The sequence below is a fragment of the Nitrospirillum viridazoti CBAmc genome, assembly GCF_000730165.1.
Classification (GTDB): domain Bacteria; phylum Pseudomonadota; class Alphaproteobacteria; order Azospirillales; family Azospirillaceae; genus Nitrospirillum; species Nitrospirillum viridazoti.
On record NZ_CP022113.1, the window covers coordinates 112,921 to 135,405 of the forward strand.

Below are 22,485 nucleotides of genomic sequence, written 5' to 3' on the forward strand. Positions count from 1 at the left end.
ATGCGGGCCCGCGCCCTGATGGCTCTGGTGCTGGCGGGCGGCCTGGCCGCCTGCTCCGGCATCCATGGCCGGCAGGAGCGGGGACCTACCCTTGCCCAGGGTGGTGGCTGGCGCTGGGATTACCTTTCGGCGGGCAGTTTCGACCTGGCGACGGCGGTCAAACCCTACGCTCCCGGCCCTGGCGGCGACGTGCTGACCGTCTATATCGAGGGCGATGGCCTGGCCTACCTGTCGGCGCGGGAACCGTCGCAGGATCCCACGCCCACCGATCCCTTGGCGCTGCGCCTGGCCATGGGCCATCCCGGCACCGGGCCCGTCGCCTATCTTGCCCGGCCCTGCCAGTACGTCATGGAAACCCGCCCGCGCAACTGCCAGGTGGGCTATTGGACCAAGGCCCGCCTGGCGCCCGAGGTGGTGGACAGCGCCAGCCTGGCGCTGGACCGGCTGAAGGCCGACGCCCGCGCGCAACGCCTGGTGCTGGTGGGCTATTCCGGCGGCGGCGGCCTGGCGGCGGTGCTGGCGGAACGGCGCGCCGACGTGGCCGGCCTGGTCAGCGTGTCCGGCAACCTGGACTTCGGCCTGTGGACCAAGATGCTGGATCTGACGCCGCTGTCGCAGTCGGTCGATCCCGTCGCCGACGCCGCCAAGCTGGCGGGCCGGCCGCAGGTTCATTTCGTCGGTGCCGACGACAAGGTGGTGGACGTCGCCATCGCCCAGTCCTTCGTGGCGCATCAGCCTGGTGCGCAGGCCAGCATCATCACCGTGCCCGGCCAAGACCACGGCTGCTGCTGGGCCGCCGCCTGGGCCACGCTTGCCCGGCGGCCGGAGATGAAGGCCATCCCCGGCTGGCTGCCGTGACGCGTTCGCGTCAGCCTGTCGTCCAATACCCCGCCACCACCGGCCGGCCGCCCAAGGCGCCGGTGTGCTCGACTTCCGGTCCCAGGGGGATGCGGGCGCCGGCGCGGGCGAACACCGCCATTTCGTCCAGCGCCAGAGTCAGCGTGTGGGCACGCCCGCCTTCCAGCGCCGCGCCGTCGGGGAAACGGTGCCATTGCCCGGCGGGCAGGTAGACGGTAACGGTGCCCGCTGGGTTCAGGCAGGGGGCCACCAGCAGGTCGGGGCCGCAGAAGAACTGGTCTTCGAAGGCCCAGGCGGCGCGATCGTCGGGGCAGGCCAGCACCATGGCGCGCTGCACCGGCAGGCCGGTGGCGGCGGCGGTTTCCATGACGGCGTGCAGGTAGGGGATCAGGCGATAGCGCAGCTTCAGGGCGGCCAGGGTCGCGGCCTCCGCCTCCGGCCCATAGGACCAGGGCTCCCGCGGGCCGATGCCGTGCAGGCGCATGTGGGCGGAGAAGACGGCCGCCTGCGCCCAGCGGACATACAGGACGGGGTCGCGCTGGTCGCGGTAGAAGCCGCCGACATCGGTGGCGTAGTAGGGCGCGCCGCTCAGGCCCCAGGACAGGCCGCCGCGCAAATTGCCCGCCATGCCTTCCCAATCCGCCTGCGGGTCGCCGCCCCACTGGGCGGGATAGCGCTGCGCCCCGATCCAGCTGGCGCGGGAGAACAGGAAAGGCCCGCTGGGGCAGTAGATCTGCGCGGCCTCATAGACGCAGCGGTTATAAAGGTGGGCATAGACATTGTGCAGGGCATGCCCGGTCTCGCCATTGCTGGCCAGCATGTCGGGTTCCACCTGCTCGCCGAAGTCCGCCTTGATCATGTCCACGCCGGCGTCGAACAACGGCTTGTGGCAGTCGCGCCAGTAGGCATAGGCGTCGGGATGGGTGAAGTCGATCAGGCCGCTGTCGGGCAGGGGGGTCAAGACGGGGCCGAAGGGTTCCAGGTCCCACTGATAGCGATAGGCCTCACCCGTGCGCCGGTCCTTGAGCAGCCAGCCCTTGGCAGCCAGTTCATCGAACAGGGGGTTGTTGACCGACACCAGCGGGTATTCCCAGGCGCAGATCTTGAAGTCCATGGCCTTCAGGGTCGCCAGCGTGGCGGCCGGGTCGCGGAAGCGCTTCGGATCCCATTCGAAGGCGAAACGGGTGTCGGTGTCCTGCCAGGCGCGGCCGTCGAAGGTGATCGTGTCGCAGGGCATGCCCTTGGCCCGCACCTCCGTCGCCACCGCGATGACCTCCTCCGGCGTGCGGTAATAGGCCTTGGACAGGATGACGCCCAGGCTCCATAGCGGCGGCACCGGCGCCCGGCCGGTCAGGCCGGTGTATTGTTCCAGCAGGGCGGGGCCGTCGCCACCGGCGAACAGGAACAGGTCCAGGTGGTCATCCTCCACCACCAGGCCGTAGGCGCGCTGCGACCAGGGGGCATAGCCCACGCCGTGGGTGACGGGGCTGGGCGTGTGCACCAGCAGGCCCCAGCCCTCGGGCGACCAGGCAAAGGGGGTGTTCTTGTAGGACCATTGGCCGTTGACGCCCAGCGCGTCCTCGTTGCGCGACCGCAGCAACTGCCCGCGATGGTCCAGTTGTCCCCACTTCTCCCCCAGGCCGTAGACGGGCTCGCCGGACCGTAGGTCCAGGCTGACGAACCAGGCGCCGTCCAATTTGGCGAAGGGCGGCAGACGGAACCGGCGGACGAAGTGCCCATCGCTGGGGGAGGACTGCACCACCCGGCCATCGGCCCGGGTGAGGGTGAAGGACAGGGGCGCGTGGTCCAGCGTCAGGATCAGGCCGCCGGCCGTGATCACGGTGCGATCGTCCTCCGCCTCCAGGGTGGGCGTCAGCGCCGCCGGCTCGGCCGCCAGCAGGCCATAGCCGCCGATAGCCCGTTCGCCGGTGCGCAGGCGGGCACCGAAGTCATGCAGGGTCAGCCACAGGGGCCCGGCGTCGGTTTCCAGCAGGACGGTGTCGCCCATCAGGCGGGCCTTGGCCGTCACGGTCACGGCGGGGATGCGGCCCCAATTGGGGGACGCCGCCGCGCCGACCATATCCTGCACCACGCTCATGGCTCCGTTCCTCACTGCCGCCGGGTCATGAGGTAAGCCCATACCCCAATCGGCACCGGCGCTGCCAGGGTTTCCCCGCAGGGCCGGGACGCGTGAAACGGCCGTTCTGACGTCAGAACAAGGACTTCAGCCTGGGTGTCCAATGGCGGCCAACGCCTGGTCCAGTTCCTGGATGGCGCAGACGATGTGGTAGAAGCTGCTGGCGGGTGCGGCCTCTTCGACGAAGGTGCCGTCCGGGTTCAGGCGGTCGCGCCACAGGCCCTTCACCGGCGTGTCGAAGTATTTCATCAGGCCGCGCCCGCCGTTGGCGGCCATGGTCCAGTAGGTGTCGCTGCGGTCGGCGTCGTCGCGGGTGGCCAGGGCGGCCAGCACGGCGCACTTGATGCGTTCGGTCTGCGGCCACAGGCGGGCGACGGGGTCGTGGGGGGTCAGGTCGTCCAGCAGGGCGTTCATGGCCACCCCGCGCGCCGGGTCCACGCCCGGCCCCTCGCCCACGGCGATCATGCGCCAGGCGGCGTCGGCGGCCGCTTTGCTGCCGGTCAGCGCCGCCCAGCGCAGCATCAGCCACGACCATTCGAACTGGTGTCCCGGCTCGACGATGCGGCCGGACGTGCCGGCCTGGGGCCGCCAGTCGCCGTCGAAGAACTCCTTCAGCCCGCCCATGTCGTCGTCGATGAAGCGGGTGAGCGCCAGGCCCACGATCTCTTCCGCCAGGTCGCGCCAGCCGCCGTCGCCGCCCTGCTCCATCCAGGCCAGCGATGCCTCCAGCATGTGCATGTGCGGGTTGGACAGCAGGGGCAGGGTGCGGGGATGGCTCTCCTCGAAGCCGCCCTGGGCGTGGTGCAGGGTGTCCAGCAGGCGCTGGCGCAGGGCCACGGCCATCTCCTCCGCCCTGCGGTTCTCCGGCGTGGCGCTCTGCGCGGCGGCGAGCGCGAACAGGGCGAAGGCCTGGTCGTACAGCACCACGGTATCGTCCAGGGCGGTGCCGTCCGGCGCCACCTTGGTGCGGAACAGGCCGTCGGGTCGGCGGTAATGGTTCAGGAAGAAGGTCAGGCCATGCTCCGCCGCCTCGCGCACCGGGCCGTTCCATCCGGACTTGGCGGCGACGGAATAGGAATAGACCTGGCGGGCCTGCACCCGGGCGCGGCGGGCATCGTTGGTCGGCTTGCCGTCCAGGCCCAGCTTCTCATGGAAGCCGCCATTCACCCGGTCCGCCCCCACCTCCCACCACAGGGGGTAGGCTTGCTCCACCAGCCAGGCCTTAAGCTGGCCACGCACCGCGGCGGCGTCGGCCACGGCACCGGTGGGGGTGGAGTTGGGGGTGATGGAGGATTGGACAGCCGCGTGCATCATGGTTCGCTTTCCGGTCCGGCCTTGGGGGGAAGAATTGAGGGTGACCATAAAAGCGCTGCTGCCTGCCGGCCAGTGCCAAGGCCGTGACTGGCCGTAATATTTCGGTGACCGATGAGTCTGACCGTCCCCGGCCCGGCATGCCTCATGGGATACAGGGATTCGCCACGGAGAACCGTAAACAGCACGGCGGCTCAAGTGGGGAGTTCTAGCATGACACGACGGGCGTCCAAGAACGTCTTCGCTGGCATGGCGATCTGCGGGATGGTCGGCGCGGTTGTCATGATGCGGATCATCGAAAAGCCGGTTCTCTTCCGCTGGCTCATATCCGGCGCGCTGATCTGTTCGGCCCTTGTCCTTTTGACCCGGGTGGTTTCGAGGGCACTCAAAAGGCGTGCCGATAAGAAAACGGCCCAGGTCCAGTGAAGGACCTGGGCCGCATCGTAACCGCCGCCTGTAGGGGGGAGAGGAAGGCGGCGGGTGCGATCACTCGGCGGCGTGCTGCGCCGCGTGGCCGTTGATGGCCGGCTGGTCCAGCTTCTCGTGGGTGATCAGCTTGCCGCCCGCCAGCTTGCGCAGCAGGACGTAGAACACCGGCGTCAGGCCCAGGCCGAAGAAGGTCACGCCCAGCATGCCGAAGAACACGGCGACGCCCATGGCATGGCGCATTTCGGCACCCGGCCCCGTCGACATCACCAGGGGCACCACACCCATGATGAAGGCGATGGAGGTCATCAGGATGGGACGCAGACGCAGGCGGCTGGCCTCGATCGCGGCCTGGACGGGGGTTTTGCCGTGGATTTCCAGTTCACGGGCGAACTCCACGATCAGGATGGCGTTCTTGGCCGACAAGCCCACCAGCACCATGAAGCCGATCTGGGTGAAGATGTTGTTGTCACTGCCCGTCAGCCACAGGCCGGCCAGGGCCGACATCAGGCTCATGGGCACGATCAGCAGGATGGCCAGCGGCAGGGTCAGGCTCTCGTACTGGGCGGCCAGCACCAGGAAGACCAGCAGCACGCTGATGGGGAACACCCACAGGGCGGAGTTGCCGGCCAGGATCTGCTGATAGGTCAGGTCCGTCCATTCCAGCTTGATCCCCCGGGGCAGGACCTCATGCGCGATCCGCTCCGCGGCGGCCTGGGCCTGGTTGGTGGAATAGCCGGGGGCCGGGCCGCTGTTGATGTCGGCGGCGGTGTAGCCGTTGTAGCGCACCACCATTTCCGGACCATAGGTCGGGCTGACGCTGACCAGCGACGACAGCGGCACCATCATCCCCTGGGCGTTGCGGGTCTTCAGCAGGCCGATGTCGTCGGCATGGGCGCGGAACGGGGCGTCCGCCTGCACCCGCACCTGGTAGACGCGGCCGAAGCTGTTGAAGTCGTTGACGTACAGCGAACCCAGATAGATCTGCATGGTGTCGAAGACGTCGTTGACCGACACGCCCAGCTGCTTGGCCTTCACCCGGTCCAGGTCCACGTTCAGCTGCGGAACGTTGATCTGGTAGCTGGAGAACGTCGGCCCCAGTTCCGGCGTCTTCATGGCCTTGGCGATGAAGTCGTTGGAGGCCTTGGCCATGGCCTCGTACCCCAGGGCGCCGGTATCCTCAAGCTGCAGCTTGAAACCGCCCAGGGTGCCCAGGCCCATGACGGGCGGGGGCGGGAAGACGGCGATGTAGGCGTCCTTGATGCCCGCGTATTCCTTGCGCAGGTTGGCGGCGATCTCGGCGGCCGAGATGTGGCCGGGACGATCGTCGTAATGTTCCAGCGGCACGAAGACGATGCCGGCGCTGGAGCTGTTGGTGAAGCCGTTGACCGACAGGCCGGGGAACGAGACAGCATGGGTCACGCCCGGCTGCTTCATCGCGATCTCCGACATCTTGCGGATGACCTCCTCCGTGCGGTCCAGCGAGGCGCCGTTGGGCAGCTGGGCGAAGGTCACCAGGTATTCCTTGTCCTGGGCGGGCACGAAGCCGCCGGGCACGGTGTTACCCAGGAAGACGGTGGCACCCAGCAGGGCGACATAAATGCCGACCATGATGCCCTTGTGTCGGATGACGCCGCCCACGCTGTTGCCATAGGCCTGGGACCCACGGTGGAACACCTTGTTGAAGCCCCGGAAGAAGGGGCCCAGCACGGTGTTCATGCCACGCGTCAGCCAATCCTGGCCGTCATGATGACCCTTCAGCAGCAGGGCCGCCAGGGCGGGGGACATGGTCAGCGAGTTGAAGGCGGAGATGACGGTGGAGATCGCGATGGTCATCGCGAACTGCTTGTAGAACTGGCCGGTCAGGCCGCTCATGGCCGCCAGCGGCACGAACACGGCCACCAGGGTCAGGGCGATGGCGATGATGGGACCGCTGACCTCGCGCATGGCCTGATAGGTCGCTTCCTTGGGCGACAGCCCCGCCTCGATGTTGCGCTCGACGTTTTCCACCACGACGATGGCGTCGTCGACCACGATGCCGATGGCCAGCACCATGCCGAACAGCGACAGCGCGTTGATGGAATAACCGAAGGCCAGCAGCAGGGCGAAGGTGCCGACGATGGAGACGGGCACCGCCAGCAACGGGATGATGGACGCCCGCCAGGTCTGCAGGAAGACGATGACCACGATCACCACCAGGGTGATGGCTTCCAGCAGGGTATGGATCACCGCGTTGATGCTGGCGCGGACGAACTGCGTCGGGTCATAGACGATGCGGTATTCCACGCCGGGGGGCATGTCGGTGGCCAGTTCCGCCATGGTCTTGCGGACCTCATCGGAAATGGCCAGCGAGTTGGCGCCGGGCGACTGGTTGATGGCCATGGCCACGGCCGGCTTGTTGTCCAGCAGGGCGCGCAGGCCGTATTCCGAGGCGGCCAGCTCAATGCGGGCCACGTCGCGCAGGTAAGTCACGCCGCCGTCGGCCGTGGTCTGCAGGATGATGTCGCCGAACTCCGCTTCCGTCTTCAGACGGCCGCGGGCGTTGACCGACAGCTGCAGCGGCACGCCCTTCACCGACGGGGACGAGCCAATGACGCCCGCTGCCACCTGGACGTTCTGGTCACGGATGGCCGCCACCACGTCCTCGGCGGTCAGGTTGCGCTGGGCCACCTTCTGCGGGTCCAGCCAGACGCGCATGGAATAGTCGCCCGAACCCCAGACCTGCACCTGGCCCACGCCCTGGATGCGTTCCAGCCTGTCCTTCACGTTCAGGACGGCGTAGTTGCGCAGATAGGTCATGTCATAGCGGTCGTTGGGCGAGATCAGGTGCACCACCATGGTCAGGGTGGGGGAGCTCTTGATCGTCGTGACACCCAGGCGCTGCACGTCCTCCGGCAGGCGGGGCAGCGCCTGCGAGACGCGGTTCTGCACCATCTGCTGGGCCAGGTCGGGGTTGGTGCCCAGCTTGAAGGTGACCGTCACCGCCAGATTGCCGTCGCTGTTGGCCTGCGACTGCATGTACAGCATGTTCTCGACGCCGTTGATCTGCTCTTCCAGCGGCGCCGCGACGGCTTCGGCGATGACCTTGGGGTTGGCGCCCGGGTATTGGGCGTGCACCACCACGGTGGCGGGCACCACCTCGGGATATTCCGAGATGGGCAGTTGGAACACGGATATCAGGCCGGCCACGAAAATGGCCACCGACAGCACGCCGGCGAAAATCGGCCTATCAATGAAGAAACGGGAGATGTTCATGGCTGTTCTCTAAGGGAACGGGCGTTCATCCAGGCACCTCGGGGGTTGCGCCTCACAGGGCGGAACCGGCGGCGGTCTGCCGGGTCTGGGTGGCGGGGTTCTCGCCCGCCATGGCGACGTTCTTGGGCTTCACCGCGTCGCCGGGGCGGGCGAACTGCACGCCGTTGACGACGATGCGCTCCCCGGCCTTCAGGCCCTTGGTGATGACGCGCAGGCCGTCCTGCATGCCGCCCAGGGCGACCTCGCGGTAGGCGACCTTGTTGTCGTCGCCGACCACCAGGACGTACTTCTTGTCCTGGTCGGTGCCGATGGCGCGATCGTCCACCAGCAGCGCCTCATGCGGGCTGCTGCCGCCCACCTTGATGCGAGCGTACAGGCCGGGAACCAGCAGGCCGTCCGCGTTGTCGAACTTGGCGCGTACGCGGATGGTGCCGGACACGGTGTCCAGGTGGTTGTCCACATGCTCCACCGAACCGGTCCGGGAATAGCCGTCCTCGGTGGCGAGGCCCAGCTGCACCGGCGCGGTGCCGTCCTTCACGCTGGCGATGTAGCGCAGGTAGGTCTGCTCATCCACGTCGAAGGAGGCATAGATGGGCGAGACGGAGACCAGCGTGGTCAGGGGCACGCTGGCGGCACCAGCGGCCACGATGTTGCCCACCGTGATCTCCGCCCGGGAAACGCGGCCGTCCACCGGCGCCACCACGCGGGTATAGCTGAGGTTCAGGCGCGCCACCTCCAGCGCCGCCTCGGCCGCCTTCACGTCGGCGGCGGCGGTGCGGGCGGTGTTCTCGCGATCGTCCAGGTCCCGCTGGGGGATGGCGTTGCTGGTGATCAGCTTGCGGGCGCGCTCCAGGTCCGTGGTGGCGAAACGCAGGCGCGACTGCGCCGACGCCAGCGCCGCCTCCGCCCGGTCAACCTCCGCCTGGAAGGGGCGGGGATCGATGGTGAACAGCAGATCGCCCTTCTTCACCAGGGCGCCATTCTTGAAGTTCACGGCCACGATGGGGCCGGAGATCTGCGGACGGATGTCCACATGCTCCACGGCCTCCAACCGGCCGGAATAGCTCTGCCAGTCGACGACGGTGCGGGCCAGCACCGGGGCCACGTCCACCTCGGCCGCCGGCGGGGCGGCGGGGGTGGAGGCGGCCTGGGCGCCGGAGGGGCCGTGCAGGAAAAAGCCGCCGATGGCGACCAGGGCGACGCCGGCGGCCAGCGCCAGCACCAGCTTCGTGCGCGTGTTGGACATGGAATGATACTCCTTGAGACGGCGTTGGCGGGGCGTTACAGGCGACGCCCGAGGAAGTTGGCGACGGCCGCCAGGGCCGCAGGATTGGCGGCCAGGTCGGCATGGGAAACGCGGGGGAAACGGGTCACCTCGGTGGGCACGCCGGCCCCGATCAGTTGACCCGCGTACTTCTCGGCCTCGACGTGCAGCACGTCGTTCTGGGCCGTGACGATCAGCGCCGGGGGCAGGCCGGCCAGGCGCCGGGACTCCAGCGGCGCCGCATAGGGATGCAGGCGCTGCGCCGCTTCCGGCAGATAGGCGCGGTAGCATTTGGCGCAGTCGGCGATGGTGATGTCCGAACTCAGCAGCGTCTCGTCCCCCACCCGGGTCAGGCTGGGGTCCAGCATGGGGCCGATCAGCACCTGCGCCTTCAGCGGCACGTCACCCTGGTCACGGGCGATGAAGGTCAGCGAGGCGACGATGTGCCCGCCGGCGTCGTACCCGGCCACGCCCAGGCGGTTGGCGGCGCCGCCGAAGTCCTTGGCGTGTTCGGTGGCCCACAAGGCGGCGCGGTAGGCATCGCCGGGGGCGGCGGGGAAGGGGTGGGCCGGGGCCAGGGAATAGCCCACGGAGATGACGAAGGCGGGCGTATGCGTGGCGATGAAGCGCGCCGCCGGATCGGCATCGTCCAGCCCGCCCTTGGTGAAGCCGCCGCCGTGGAACACCAGCACGACCGGCAGCGAAGGCCGCAGGGTCTTGCGCGCCACGGCCGGACGGTACAGGCGCAAGGTCACCTCCTGGGCATAGCCCGGGATGCGCGTCTCGCACACGGTCACCTCATCCGGGCCGCTGGTGGTTGTTTCACAGGGATTATGGCGCGATGGCCTGGACATTTCACATGGACGCGGGTGCGTCCCTCCTGGTTATGACAGGGTGGACTGTATGAGGGGTGTTGCGGCGAATAAATCAGTGTTTCGCTGCTACACAATTCGGATTGGCAGAACAATCGTGCCGGGCGGAGACGGCAACGCGTACCGCGGCTGGTGCGCCGCGGTACGCATGAGGGCGGATCGTCAGAAGTGGGCGGTGCTTAGAAACCCCGCAGCATGACGCCGATGAAGGGCAACAGGTCGCACAGCGCCAGGCCGGCGAATAGGGACAGGCCAGTGGCCATGGCCACCAGGACCGCCAGGGTCATGCGGGCGTCCGAGGTCAGCAGGTGGCTGGAGCCAGGCGCCTCCCCCACCAGTGATGTGGGAAGCGTCAGGCTGTTCTGGACATCAAAGGTCGGTGCGGCCATCGAACGAACTCCTCACGAACGGGTGACGCCAGGCATATGCCGGGAACTGCGGCGGTCGCGTCCCGTTTCCCGCCGTCAAATCGGCGCGGATGCGGGCGGCGGTATCGGCCGCGGGGTTCCGGCAAGGGTGCCGGCATCAGGCAAGGGGTGGCGGGACCGGAGACTGCCAAGACCACGGGTCACGCCAGGGACAACGCGTCCGCGCCCCTCTCCAATGGAAAAGGACGATCAGGCCGCGAGACTAGGTTGGGGCCCCGAACGGGGCGGTTTCGCGAAGGGCGGACCCCAGGAGCATCCCCCGGATCCGGGCCGCTGACCGGTCCGTGACCGGCACTGCAGCAACGGTTCCATCATAGCGAATGCCGCTCTAAGCGGAATACGCGATAATGCGAATACTCTGTTTAGAAAAAACCGCATAATCGGGGGATTGGGAGCCCCTGCCCGCGCTGCGGCTGCGCAATGACGTTACGGTATCATTGTCGCGATGCCCAGGGCTAGCCCCGCCTCGGCGAGTTTGCGATCCAAAGTGCAAAGGGTCGCGCCTTCATCGGCGGCGATAGCCAAATGCAAGGCGTCGGCGGCCAGCAAACCCAAACCATGATGGTCGCAGAAACGCGCGGCGGTTTGAAAATGATGAGGTGAAATCCGCAGCAGGCCGAAAGAAGCATCGACCCACTCCGAAAATATTCTCAAGGCTTGTGCCCGATGTTCAGTGCTGATTTGACCTGTCCGTACCTTGATGGACAAGGCCGAGGAAAACTCCGTCATCACCCAATCGCTGATGACCAGGGCATTAGCGTCCTGCCGGCTCAGCCATGTCTGGATGCGATGCGAAGCGGGCTCATTCGTCAGGGCGGCGACCAGCAGTGAGGTGTCGAGGTAGAGCATCAATACCGGTCGTCGTTCCGCATGGCACGCACGAAGGCCTCAGCGGGCTGTGCTTGCGGCGGCGTGCTTCCGGTTAGCGCTTGCATTGGGGCTAGCGCGATCGGCTGCCGGGGGGCAGTCATTGGGACCAGACGGGCGACGGGCTTGCCCCGGCGGGTGATGATCACGGTTTCCCCCGCTTCGGCCTGGCTAATCAGATCGCTCAAGTGTGCCTTGGCATCAGCAAGGTTGATCGTGGTCATGTCCGTTGCTTCTGACCAGATAGTTGGTCAGATATAGACCTGTCCCTCCCTGAAAACAATGTCGGTTGCCCGCGCGCGCACCCTCACGCGCAGATCAGGCACTTCTCCTCTTCCTCCGCATCGACCGTGACCGGGGCGGGCGGCTTTTCCGGGCAGAGGCTGGTGGCTTGGCCGTTGAACAGGGGGCAGCTGTCGAACAGGTCGGCCACCCAGTCCACGAACACCCGCACCTTGGGCGACAGGTGGCGGTTGTGGGGATAGACGGCGGATATAGGCATGGGCTCCGGCTTCCACCGGGGCAGCAGTTCCTTCAGCTGGCCGGACAGCAGGTAGGGCTTGGCCATGAAATAGGGCGGCTGGATGATGCCCAGCCCTTCCAGCCCGCAGGTGAGATAGGCGTCGGCGTCGTTCACGGCGACGGGGCCGGCGGCCTTCACCTCCTGCACCTCGCCCTCCACGATGAAGGACAGATCGACGATCTTGCCGGTGCGGCTGTGGAAATAGTTCACAGCCTGGTGCCGTTCCAGATCCTCCAGCGTTTCGGGCACACCGTAGGTGGCGATGTAGGCCGGGCTGGCGCAGGTCACGCCCTGGAATACGCCCACGCGTCGCGCGATGAGGCTGCTGTCCTGGAGATGGCCCACGCGCACCACGCAGTCCACGCCGTCCTGCACCAGGTCCACCGGCCGGTCGCCCATGCCGATCATCAGGTCGATGTCGGGATATTGCCGGCGGAATTCATGGACGCGGGGAATGACCAGCAGCCGGCCGATGGCGCCCGGCATGTCCACGCGCAGCTTGCCGCGCGGGTTCTTCTTCATGTTGGCGAAGGAGGACTCCGCCTCGTCGATGTCGGACAGGATGCGGACGGCGCGCTCGTAATAGGCGGCGCCGTCCGGGGTCAGGCTCAGGCGCCGCGTCGTCCGCTGCAGCAGGCGCACGCCCAGGAAGCCTTCCAGGTTCTGGATGATGGTGGTGACGGACGCGCGGGGCAGGCCCAGCGTGTCCGCCGCCTTGGAGAAACTGTTCACTTCCACGATGCGGGTGAAGACCTGCATCGCCTGCAACTTGTCCATGGGTATCCCCGGAACGAACTTGGGTCCGGAGCAATGTAGGCAGGAACGTTCTTCAGTTCCAGGGGGTGCCGCCGGAGGCCGGGTTCCAGGGATGCGCCCCCTGGAACCCGTCCAACCGTCAGGAACCTGAGGCTTAGAACCCGGCCTTCAGGGTGACGAAGAACTGACGCGGGGCCAGCGGGTAGATGGCGTAGGTGCCGGAGGCCGAGCCCACGGTGATGGTGCTGGCCGCCTGCTTGTCCATCAGGTTGGTGACGTTCAGCGCGATGGAGGAGGACTTCACGCCCGGGGCGATGGCGCCCAGGTCGTAGCTGGCTTCCAGGTTGAACTGCCAGTAGGACGGGACCCACAGGTCGTTGGTGTAGGTGGCGTAGCGCTTGCCGTAGTACTCGCCGCTGACCTTGGCCCCGAAGGCGCCGTAGTTAGTGCTGACGATGAAGCGGTTCATCCACTCCGGATCGCCGGGGATCAGCTTGCCGGCGGTCTGCACCGTGCTGGCGCCGCTGACGTAGTTCTGGTCGTACTGGGAGTGGTTGTAGGACAGGGCGTCATAGACCGAGAAGTGGTCGCCCAGGTGCACGGTGGCGGCCACGTCCACGCCGTCGGTGGTGACGCTGCCCACGTTCTGCAGGATGCCGACGCCGCCCACGAAGCTGGTGAGGGTGGCGTTCGGGCTGATCAGCAGCTGACGGTTGCTGAAGTCGACGTGGTAGTAGTTGATCTGCCCGCCGATGCCGGTGATGAAGCCCAGGTCCACCGGGTGGTCGCCGCGCCAGCCGGCTTCATACGTCCACGAGGTTTCGGGGTTGCCGGTCTTCTTGAACAGGTCGAAGGCGGCCTGGTTGCCCAGGCTCCACGGCGAGGCGCCGCCCAGGCCGTAGGTGATGTACTGGCGCAGGTTCTTCTGGATGTTGAAGAACAGCTGGTCGTTGCCGGTGATGTCCCACAGGGCGCCCACCTGCGGCAGGAAACCCTCCTTGGTGTCGATCTGCCCCTCCGGCAGGTTCACGGTGGTGCCGCTGTAAGAACCGGACAGCGGCTGCACCGGCATCTTGCCGTCGGCGAACTGCAGGCTGGCCTTGAAGCCGGCCTGCAGCTTCACGGTGGGCAGCACCTGCCACTGGTCCTGCAGGTAGGGCTGGATCACGTCATTGGTGATCTTGCTTTCCACCTGGGTGAACAGCGCATTGTCCGGGACGTCATAGGGCGTCAGCGGATTGGTCAGCGATAGCTGGTACCAGCGGCGGGCGGTGGTGGTCTCGTTATGCTCCCACCACACGCCGCCTTCGATCTGGTGATCGCCCAGGGTATAGGTGGCGTTGGAGCGCACGCCTTCGCGGTCGATGGTGTATTCGGTGGTGCGCACGCCGTAGCCGGTGTTGCCCAGCACGGTCTTCAGGTCCTGGGTCGGGTAATAGACCTTGAACACCGAGGCGGCGCCGCTGATGGGCAGGGCCACGATGCCGCGGCCGTCGTCATGGTGATAGTAGACTTGGTTGTGCCAGACCAGATCGTCGCTGAACTGGTAGTCATAGCTGACGTAGCCCAGGTAGTCGGTACGCTGCGCCGCGCTGAAATAGTTGGAATAGTTGGCGCCCAGGGCCGCCGGGGTGTTGCCCTTGGCGTCCACGTAGGTCAACGCCTTGGCCAGGTCCGGATACAGGAAGGGGCGGGTATAGGGCTGGTAGGCCTGGTTGGCGGCGATGGAGGTCGCGTCCTCGTTGGGCTCGACCTTGTCCGACCAGTCGAAGAAGGCCTTCAGCGTGCCCTTGTCACCGGCATGCACGAACTTGCCGTTGACCTGGTAGCCGCCCTGCTGGCCGTTGAAGTCCCAGGCGCGGGAGTCCTGGCGCACGAAGGAGACGTAACCGCTGTTGCCGCCGCCCAGATCGCCGGTGTCGATGCGGGCGAAGGTGCGGAAGGTGTCGTAGCTGCCGAACACCTGCTCCACCTGCGCGCCGGCGTCAGCCTTGGGGTCGTCGGAGAACACGGCCAGCGTGCCGCCCAGGTTGCTGGTGGAGGCGGTGCCCAGGTCACCGGCGCCCGACGCCAGGCTGATGCGGCCGATGTTCTCGCTGATGATGGCGCGCTGCGGCGACAGGCCGTTGTAGTTGCCGTAGGACTGGTCGCCCAGCGGCACGCCGTCCAGGGTGTAGCCCAGCTGCTGGGCGTTGAAGCCATGGATGTAGAGCGAGGAGTTCTGCTCGTTGTTGCCCCACGGGTCGGCGTTCTGGAAAATGACGCCGGGCAGCATGTTGATGGCCTTCACCGCATTCACGCCGGGCATGATGGCCTGGATCTCGCGGGTCGGCAGTTCGATTTCCGATGCGGAGCGGCGGGACGAGGTGACGATGACCTCCTGCATCTGATCGGTGTCGGCGGCGACCGCGTCGGGCGCCTGCTGCGCCGAGGCCGGCAGGGCCAGGCCGGTCATCAGCGCCAGGGCGGCGGCCGATGCCAATAGGTGACGGATTTGCATTTCTTTCCCCCAGGGCTACGAAATTGCTGGGGTAATAGCCACGCTACCGCAGTGCGGCAAATTAAGATTTGATTTCAAAATGGGTGCGGTAACATTACAAAACCATGTAAGTTATACTTACAACGAATGGTTTCTGATCGCTTTGATTATATCTTAAGGGCAATATACTGCACATTTGACGCGGTGGCGAGATGCCGCACATGCGAAGGGGTGCCTGTCCTGTCGTCGCATCCTTGCCCCGGTTATCGATGGGCCCTATAAAACCTCATCCAATGTTCAGGTTCAGGTCTGCTCCATGCCCGCTTCGCCAAAGCTGTCCCCTGCCAAACTGAAACGTGAACTTTCCGTGGGGGAGGTGGCGAAACGCGCCGGTGTCGCTGTTTCCACCCTGCATTTCTACGAGTCCAAGGGCTTGATAACCGCCAGCCGCAGCACCGGCAACCAGCGCCGCTATCCGCGAGAGGTGCTGCGGCGCATCGCCATCATCCGCGTGGCTCAGCGCGCCGGCATCGCCCTGGCGGACATCCATGCCGCCCTGGGCACAGTACCGGACGGCCGCACCCCCACCCAGGCCGACTGGCGCCGCCTGTCAAGTGACTGGAAGGACATGCTGCAGCAGCGCATCGACAGCCTGATGCAGCTTCGCGACCAGTTGGAAACCTGCATCGGTTGCGGCTGCCTGTCACTGGGCGACTGCCCCCTGCGCAACCCCTACGACCGCTTGGGCGCCGATGCGGCGGGCCCTGTGCTGTTGCAGCCGGGTGTGGGCGGGGCAGCGGAGTGAGGCGACGGTGGTCTTAAGGCAACATCAGGCGGACGTTGCTTGCCGCAACACCGTGCTCAAGGTGGCGAACGGCAGGCCCGACCTCAACGCCAGTTCCAAACGGATTGCATCATGACGGGGAGGCGTAGGGCGAGGTTGGAGACCGCGTCCAGGGCCTGCGCCATAGGGTCATCGGCGGCCTTCAAGGCGGTATTCATCCAACTCAGCCATTGCGAAGGGCGTTTGGTCCTTCGCCGCAATGGAATGGCGCAGCGTCGTCAGCGCGGACGCTGCCGCTTTCGCTGAGGCGATATCCTTGCCACCATCGATAGGACTGAGTTTGGCGACGGGACGACCGTGGCGGGTGATGATTACTTCCTCGCCCACTTCGACCTTATCAAGCAGCGCAGCCAAATGGGTTTTAGCTTCAAATGCGCCTACGGTGGCCATGGCGGGTCTCAAACTGGTTGGAAGACCAGTTTAATTGAGGGTGAGCTTTTGTCCCCGAAAACTTTACACCCCCGCGCCCGTATCACCGGCTGTGACGGGGTGGGAAGGGTTGACATGGCGGTACGGCGATTGATGGCGCAGGGGGTGGTGCTGGCGGCCTTGCTGCCCTTGTGCACTGGTTGCTTCTTTGCGGCGCGGCAGGGGGTGAAGGCGCTGCGGGGGGATAAGCACACGACGCCGGCGGCTTGCGACGGCACGGTGCTGCCGCCGGGCATGCCGGCCGGGGTCGATGGTCCCTATGCCCTGGTCCAGCATGCCGTGCCGAGTGCCGCCGCAGGGCGGGAGGTGCAGGTCTTTCTGCCGGCGCAGGCGCCCGGCCCCAGCCCGGTGATCCTGTTCGCCCATGGCTTTGGCGCCGACCGCTGGACCCTTTATGAAGGGCTGATCCGCCACTTGGTCAGCCGGGGGGCGGTGGTGGTCTTCGCGCCCTATCCCACCCTGGGCGCCACGCAGGACCAGCGCTATGGCGCGCTGTGGGATGGCTTCGCCGCGGCGGTGGCGGCCGAAGGGGTGGCCATGGACCTCAGCCGCGTGGGCATCATCGGCCATTCCTTCGGCGGTGGGGCGGTGCCCTTCCTGGCCAGCCGCGCCTTCGTGGATCGGGGTTGGGGCAGCCGGGGTGGCTTCATCCTGATGCTGGCGCCCTGGTACAGCTATGGCACCAGCGACAATGACCTCGCCCACCTGCCGTCCTGGATCCTGCGCGGCTGGCAGGTCTATGACGGCGACACCGTGAATGACCAGCGCATGGCGGCGGACCTCTACGCCCACACGCCGGCCACGGCCGGGCGCTATTTCTTCCAGGCCAATTCCGGCACGCTGAGCCTGCCCAAGGGGTCCACGTGCCCGTTGACGGCTGATCACCGAACACCCGTTCAGGGCAATTCCCCGCTGCTGCAACGCCTGGCGGTCTATCCGGTGGTGGATGCGCTGGCTGACCAGGCATTCATGCCCAGCGCCGACACGGCCGCGAAGCTGGCGGCCCTGGGGCACCAGGGCGGCGGATACCGTCCCCTGGTGCGTGAGGATACGCCCGTCCCGGCCAAGCCGCAGGACGCCTACCGCTGGCCTTGGACGCATCCCCGCAACCCGCGCCAGGGTGAAGGCACCCCCTGATCAGCGCACTACGGGCACTACCCGCTGGTCGATGGCGCCGAAGACGCTGGCGCCGTCGGCCAGCTTCACCTCCATGCGCACCCGGTCGCCATAGCGCATGAAGGGGGTCTTGGGCTCCCCCTCGTCCAGGATCTCAATGCCCCGCCGCTCCGCGATGCAGCTGGACCCCACGGTGCGGTAGCTGTCGTTGGACACGGTGCCGGAGCCGATGATGGTGCCGGCGCACAGGTCGCGCGTGCGGGCGGCGTGGGCGATCAGCTCATGGAAGCCGAAGGCCATGGCCCCGCCCTCGGCGGCGCCAAAGCGGGCGCCGTTGAACCACACGTCCAGCGGCCGGTGCACGCGTCCCTCCCGCCAGGCGTCCCCCAGTTCATCCGGCGTCACCGCCACCGGGGCCACGCTGCAGGGCGGCTTGGCCTGCACCCAGCCGAAGCCGGTCTTCATCTCGCGCGGCGCCAGCACGCGCAGCGACCAGTCGTTGATCTGCACCACCAGGCGTACATGGGCCAGCGCCTGCTCCGCCGTCACGCCCAGCGGCACGGCGCCGGTGATGACGCCGAACTCCCCCTCGAAATCGATGCCGTCCGCCTCAGATGGCAGGGCCACGTCCTCGGTCGCCGCCAGGAAACGGTCGGAGACGCCCTGGTACATCAGCGGCTCCGTCCCCTGGACGTTGTCGATCTTGAACACCTTGGCCATCAGCTCGCCATGGCTGAGATAGGCGGAGCCGTCCAGCCATTGCCAGGCGCGGGGCAGGGGGGCCAGGGCCTGGGTGGGGTCGAAGGGGAAGGTGTCGCGGCCGATATTCACCGCCTCATACAGGGCCTGCAGCGCGGGGGCGACCTCGTCCCAGCGCTCGATGGCATCCTGCAGGGTGGCGGCAATACCGTCGGCGTAGGCGGCACGGCGCAGATCGCGGGACACGACGGCCAGACGGCCGTCACGGCTGCCGCGTGTCCCGTTGGGCAGGGTGGCGAACTTCATCGGATATTCCCTCAGCCCACGTTTCCGCCGAACGTCTCGGCGATCCAGTCGGCGATGTAGTCGCGGCCGTAGGACATGTTGTCCACGCCCACATGCTCGATGCCGCCCTCGCGCGGGGTGAAGATCTTCAGCTCGCGCTTGGGGCTGTTGACCAGCTGGTCATAGGTCTGGTGGGCGTAGTCCAGGCTGATCTGGCGGTCGTTCTGGCCATGGGTGACCAGGAAGGGCACGCGGATTCGCTCCACCACGCCGTTCAGGGTCATGCCTTCCGCCTTGGCGAAGAAGTCGTCCATGTCGGTGGCGCCGAACACCCAGCTGACATGGGCCCAATAGTGGGGCACGGGGTTTTCCCCCTCGCGCGCCAGGCGCTTCTGTTGCACCTCGGCCCAATTGTGGTTGGCGCCCCAGACGACACCCAGGGCGAAGCGCGGCTCGAACGCCACGGCGCGCGGGGTGAAGTAGCCCCCCAGGGAGATGCCGGTGATGCCGATGCGCTTGGGGTCGACGTCGCCCTGCGTCTCCAGCCAATCCACCACCTTGGACGCCCATTCCTCCGATTTGTGGGTGGCGGGTAGGTTATGCAGGCGCAGGGCCTCGCCGCTGCCCGGCTGGTCGATGCACAGGGTGGAGATGCCCCGGCGCAGCAGCGCCTCCGGCAGGCGGGACCAGTACAGCAGCTCCTTGCAGCTATCCAGGCCGTTGACATAGACGACCACCGGCTTGGGGCCGGGGCCCGGCGCCCGGGTGTACAGGCCGGCGATGACGCCGCCCTGGTAGGGGATCTCGATGCGCTCGGCGTTCTCCTTGCCCAGCGCCATGGCGCGGCGGAAGCTGTCCTGCGCCTTGGCATAGGTGTCGGCCCGGCCGGGATGGCCGTGGCCCTGCATGCGCTCCGCCGTCGTGTAGTACAGCGAGGCGCGCTGCAGCTTGGTCCCGGCGGAGAAGTTGCGGCCCCGGGCCTCGTCCTCGGCGGCCAGGTCGACCAGCTTGTCGGCCATGGCTACCCAGTGCTTCAGGAACTCCCCCGTGCCGGTATCCTCCCCCCGCGCCGCCGCGTCGCGCAGCGGCCGGCACATCTCATCGATCTCACCGATCTGGGCGCCGGACTCGATGGCGATGTCCACCGATAGGTTCCAGACGTAATTCTTGGGGAAGTATTCGAACATGGGGTCCTGGCCTCTGGTCGCGAAAGGGGCGCTGGGCCTGGGCACCAGGCTGGACGATGGGATGGTGACGGTGCCGTGGCGGCCGCCTATGGGGCTACTTTCCGCCCCGTCTCGCGCTTTCCCTCCCGCCGTCCGCCGGTGGCCTTGGGCACCAACGATACGCACGTCTGCACCCTGACGCGGGGGCGGCTATTTGGGAAATCGAACGATGCGATGGAGCGCTAACGGTTTGGGTGATGATGCGGTGCCGCCCGCGCGAGATGGCGCGCCCGGTCCCGGCGCCGTCAAGGGCATGCCGGGACCGGACGCAGGCTGTGTCACGCCGCCCGGATCTTGGCCAGGAAGCCATCGACGGCCTGACCCAAGCGCCCGGTTTCGTGGGAGATCTCGCCAGAGACCTTCATCACCTGGCTTGCCGCCTCCCGCGTGTCAGCGGCGGCCTGGGTGACGCCCTGGATGGTGACCGTGACTTCCTGCGTTCCGCTGGCCGCCTGTTGAACGTTGCGGGCGATTTCGGCCGTGGCCGCGTTCTGCTCCTCCACGGCCGAGGCGATGCCCGTCGTGATGCTGCGCATTTCCTCGATCACCCGGCCCACGCCTTGGATGGTGGTCGCGGATTCCCGCGCCACCTGCTGCATGTTGGCGATCTGCTGGGCGATCTCGTCGGTCGCCTTGGCCGTCTGATTGGCCAGGCTTTTTACCTCCGACGCCACGACGGCGAAGCCCTTGCCGGCGTCACCCGCCCGCGCCGCCTCGATGGTGGCGTTCAGTGCCAGCAGGTTGGTCTGCCCCGCGATGGACGAGATCAGCTCCACCACATTGCCGATCTTCTCGGCCGCCGTGGTCAGGCCCATGATCTGGACGTTGGCCGCGTCCGCCGTGCGTACCGCGTCCGTGGCGATGGTCGTGGATTTGGCCACCTGGCTGGCAATCTCCTTGATCGAGACAGACAATTCTTCCGTGGCGGCGGCGACCGTCTGCACGTTGGCGCTGGCCTCCTGCGAGCCTTCGGCCACCAGATTGGCCTGGCTGTTGGTCTGGTCCGCCGTGGCCGTCATGCTGGTGGCAGCACCGCCCATCTGGTCGGCGGCGCCGCTCAGGGTGGCCACCACCGCCTTGACGCTGGCCTCCAACTCATTCGCCATGCGGCCCAGGGTTTCCCGCCGCTCCGCCTCGGCGGCGGCCTGCATGGCGCCCCGTTCCTGCTCGGCGCGTTTCAGGTCGGCCGCCATCTTGTTCAGGGCCTGCGCCAGGGTTCCGGTCTCATCCAGCTGATCGACCACCAGATCCTTGTCCGCCCGGCCGGCAGCCACATCCTCGGCGAAGTGGGCGCTGGCGCGGATGGGGCGGGCGATGCCGCGGGCGACGAACCACATGCCGCCGACGGCGCCGGCGGCGATGGCCAAGGCCACGACCAGTTGCAGCGCCGTGTCGCGGTTGCCGCGCTGCTGCAGCGCGCTGTCCAGGGCCGTCGCCTCCGCCATCGCCACCGCCCGCGGCACGTCCACCAGCACGGACCAGGGCGTCTTGGTCCGGCCCAGGGTGATGGGGGCGAACGCCTTGATGGAGTTGGACGCCGCGTCCATCGTCACCTGCTGCTTGCCGGCCTGGATCACCGCCAGATCGGCCTGCCAGTTGTGGTCGAAACGCTCGAAGGAACTGCCGATGGCGTCGGGATGCTCGCTGGACGCGACGATCAGGCCCATGTGGCTGATGATGGTGACCGACGCCTTGCCGCCGAAGACAGAGGCCTTCACCTGTTCGGCCAGCTGCTGCACGAACGCCAGGTCGAAGTCGGCACCGGCGACGCCGCGGAACTTGCCGTCGATCATGATCGGCACCGACATGGTGGCCAGATACACGCTCTTGCCCTGTACGATATAGGGCAGGGGGTCCAGGATGCTTTCGCCGCCGCCGCCCTGCGGCCCGATATACCATCCGCCCTTCATGACGCCGTTGGGGTGCAGCGCGTGGCTGTCGTATTCCACCAGCGGCTGGATGGCGATGTGGCCCGAAGCGTCGCGCGTCCAATAGGGCAGGAAACGTCCCGTGGCATCGGAACCCACTTCATGCTTGTCCTTGAAAGCGGTGTCCTGGCCGTCCAGGGCGTCGGGTTCCCAGGCGCTGTAGGTCCCGTTGAACCGGGGGTTGGCCTTCAGGACATTCAGCAGGACGGCGTTGAACTGCGCGCGTCGCAGGGCCGGCGCGGTGCCGACCTTGTCCTGGGCGTTGGCCAGCACCTCGAACGTGCGGGCCATGTCGCGGGCGCTGTCGAACGCCCCATCCAGGGTGGACCGGACAATGCCGGCCTGGGTGGAGGCCAGGGTTTGCAGGCTTTCCCGCGTCTTGTTATCGCTCAGTTGCCCGACCTGATCGCCAACGAAGGCCTTGGTGTTGCTGGACGCGACCAGTCCATAGCCAACCAGGGCGCCCGTTGCCCCCAAGACGCACAGCGCGGAAAGTAAACTGATCTTGGTTTGTAAGGATTTAAAGCGCATGGCAGCCTCCTGGATTATGTGGGCCGGCGAAATCGGCATTTATCCAGGGGAAAAATACATAGGTAGGATTGTTATGAGGTGATCCAGATCAAGAGGAAATGGTTAATCGCCTTGATCATATACCAACGGATATGTTCACTGCAGGAGTTCAGTCGCAAATCGATGCCCATTTGGGAATAATAGACGAATAAGTATCGTTAACGGTGTTTTGAGATTGGCCTCATTCGATACCATAACGTCGAACACCGGGT

The 22,485-nt window shown here is 66.8% G+C and carries 18 protein-coding genes; 4 read left to right on the forward strand and 14 right to left on the reverse strand.

All coding sequences use genetic code 11. The features are described from left to right. Window positions 1-858, forward strand: a complete 858-nt coding sequence (locus tag Y958_RS28695) for an alpha/beta hydrolase family protein (protein WP_088875353.1) — start codon at window positions 1-3, stop codon at window positions 856-858. A 10-nt stretch (window positions 859-868) separates the two neighbouring features. Here Y958_RS28695 and Y958_RS28700 read toward each other — a convergent pair whose 3' ends face one another. Then, on the reverse strand, window positions 869-2,956 hold the full coding sequence (locus Y958_RS28700; RefSeq protein ID WP_088875354.1) for a glycoside hydrolase family 31 protein: 2,088 nt from the start codon (window positions 2,954-2,956) through the stop codon (window positions 869-871). Window positions 2,957-3,082: 126 nt separating this feature from the next. Further along, entirely contained in the window at window positions 3,083-4,309 is a 1,227-nt protein-coding gene (locus Y958_RS28705; protein ID WP_211098831.1) for an AGE family epimerase/isomerase, read from the reverse strand. 210 nt (window positions 4,310-4,519) lie between these two features. Here Y958_RS28705 and Y958_RS31685 point away from each other — a divergent pair, with 210 nt between their 5' ends. Next, a complete protein-coding gene (locus Y958_RS31685) occupies window positions 4,520-4,732 on the forward strand; it encodes a hypothetical protein (protein WP_145727920.1) in 213 nt (70 codons plus the stop codon). Between the two features lie 60 nt (window positions 4,733-4,792). Here Y958_RS31685 and Y958_RS28710 read toward each other — a convergent pair whose 3' ends face one another. The 8 genes from Y958_RS28710 to Y958_RS28745 all read right to left on the reverse strand — a co-directional run bounded on the left by Y958_RS28710 (window position 4,793) and on the right by Y958_RS28745 (window position 15,197). Further along, on the reverse strand, window positions 4,793-7,987 hold the full coding sequence (locus tag Y958_RS28710) for an efflux RND transporter permease subunit (RefSeq protein WP_088875355.1): 3,195 nt from the start codon (window positions 7,985-7,987) through the stop codon (window positions 4,793-4,795). 52 nt (window positions 7,988-8,039) lie between these two features. Continuing rightward, the gene (locus Y958_RS28715) at window positions 8,040-9,233 is read right to left on the reverse strand and encodes an efflux RND transporter periplasmic adaptor subunit (protein WP_088875356.1); all 1,194 of its coding nucleotides are present in this window, start codon (window positions 9,231-9,233) and stop codon (window positions 8,040-8,042) included. A gap of 35 nt (window positions 9,234-9,268) precedes the next feature. After that, window positions 9,269-10,042 carry an alpha/beta hydrolase gene (locus tag Y958_RS28720; protein WP_244909740.1) on the reverse strand — a complete coding sequence of 258 codons (774 nt, stop codon included), beginning with the start codon at window positions 10,040-10,042 and terminating at the stop codon, window positions 9,269-9,271. Window positions 10,043-10,302: 260 nt separating this feature from the next. Continuing rightward, window positions 10,303-10,512, reverse strand: a complete 210-nt coding sequence (locus tag Y958_RS28725; protein WP_088875357.1) for a hypothetical protein — start codon at window positions 10,510-10,512, stop codon at window positions 10,303-10,305. 465 nt (window positions 10,513-10,977) lie between these two features. Then, window positions 10,978-11,400: a type II toxin-antitoxin system VapC family toxin gene (locus Y958_RS28730; RefSeq protein WP_088875358.1), complete on the reverse strand. Its 423-nt coding sequence runs from the start codon at window positions 11,398-11,400 to the stop codon at window positions 10,978-10,980. Further along, on the reverse strand, window positions 11,400-11,642 hold the full coding sequence (locus Y958_RS28735) for a type II toxin-antitoxin system Phd/YefM family antitoxin (RefSeq protein ID WP_088875359.1): 243 nt from the start codon (window positions 11,640-11,642) through the stop codon (window positions 11,400-11,402). The genes Y958_RS28730 and Y958_RS28735 overlap by 1 nt, the downstream gene beginning before the upstream one ends. 83 nt (window positions 11,643-11,725) lie before the next feature. Further along, entirely contained in the window at window positions 11,726-12,718 is a 993-nt protein-coding gene (locus tag Y958_RS28740; protein ID WP_088875360.1) for a LysR family transcriptional regulator, read from the reverse strand. Between the two features lie 133 nt (window positions 12,719-12,851). Continuing rightward, window positions 12,852-15,197, reverse strand: coding sequence for a TonB-dependent receptor (locus Y958_RS28745; RefSeq protein WP_088875361.1), 2,346 nt, complete (start codon window positions 15,195-15,197; stop codon window positions 12,852-12,854). Between the two features lie 355 nt (window positions 15,198-15,552). On the opposite strand from Y958_RS28745, the gene soxR reads away from it, so the two are divergent. Further along, window positions 15,553-15,981: a redox-sensitive transcriptional activator SoxR gene (gene soxR / locus Y958_RS28750; protein ID WP_425600699.1), complete on the forward strand. Its 429-nt coding sequence runs from the start codon at window positions 15,553-15,555 to the stop codon at window positions 15,979-15,981. 168 nt (window positions 15,982-16,149) lie between these two features. On the opposite strand, the gene Y958_RS28755 is transcribed toward soxR, so the two are convergent. Further along, window positions 16,150-16,410: a type II toxin-antitoxin system Phd/YefM family antitoxin gene (locus Y958_RS28755; RefSeq protein WP_088875363.1), complete on the reverse strand. Its 261-nt coding sequence runs from the start codon at window positions 16,408-16,410 to the stop codon at window positions 16,150-16,152. A 114-nt stretch (window positions 16,411-16,524) separates the two neighbouring features. Between Y958_RS28755 and Y958_RS28760 the strand changes: the two genes are divergently transcribed. Beyond that, the gene (locus tag Y958_RS28760) at window positions 16,525-17,586 is read left to right on the forward strand and encodes an alpha/beta hydrolase (RefSeq protein ID WP_145727919.1); all 1,062 of its coding nucleotides are present in this window, start codon (window positions 16,525-16,527) and stop codon (window positions 17,584-17,586) included. On the opposite strand, the gene Y958_RS28765 is transcribed toward Y958_RS28760, so the two are convergent. The 3 genes from Y958_RS28765 to Y958_RS28775 form a co-directional block, all read right to left on the reverse strand. Continuing rightward, complete coding sequence (locus Y958_RS28765; protein ID WP_088875365.1) at window positions 17,587-18,570, reverse strand: fumarylacetoacetate hydrolase family protein; 984 nt, start codon at window positions 18,568-18,570, stop codon at window positions 17,587-17,589. 11 nt (window positions 18,571-18,581) lie between these two features. Beyond that, window positions 18,582-19,736, reverse strand: coding sequence for an alpha/beta hydrolase family protein (locus Y958_RS28770; protein WP_088875366.1), 1,155 nt, complete (start codon window positions 19,734-19,736; stop codon window positions 18,582-18,584). A 317-nt stretch (window positions 19,737-20,053) separates the two neighbouring features. Further along, window positions 20,054-22,234: a methyl-accepting chemotaxis protein gene (locus tag Y958_RS28775; RefSeq protein WP_088875367.1), complete on the reverse strand. Its 2,181-nt coding sequence runs from the start codon at window positions 22,232-22,234 to the stop codon at window positions 20,054-20,056. Between the last annotated feature and the right edge of the window lie 251 nt (window positions 22,235-22,485).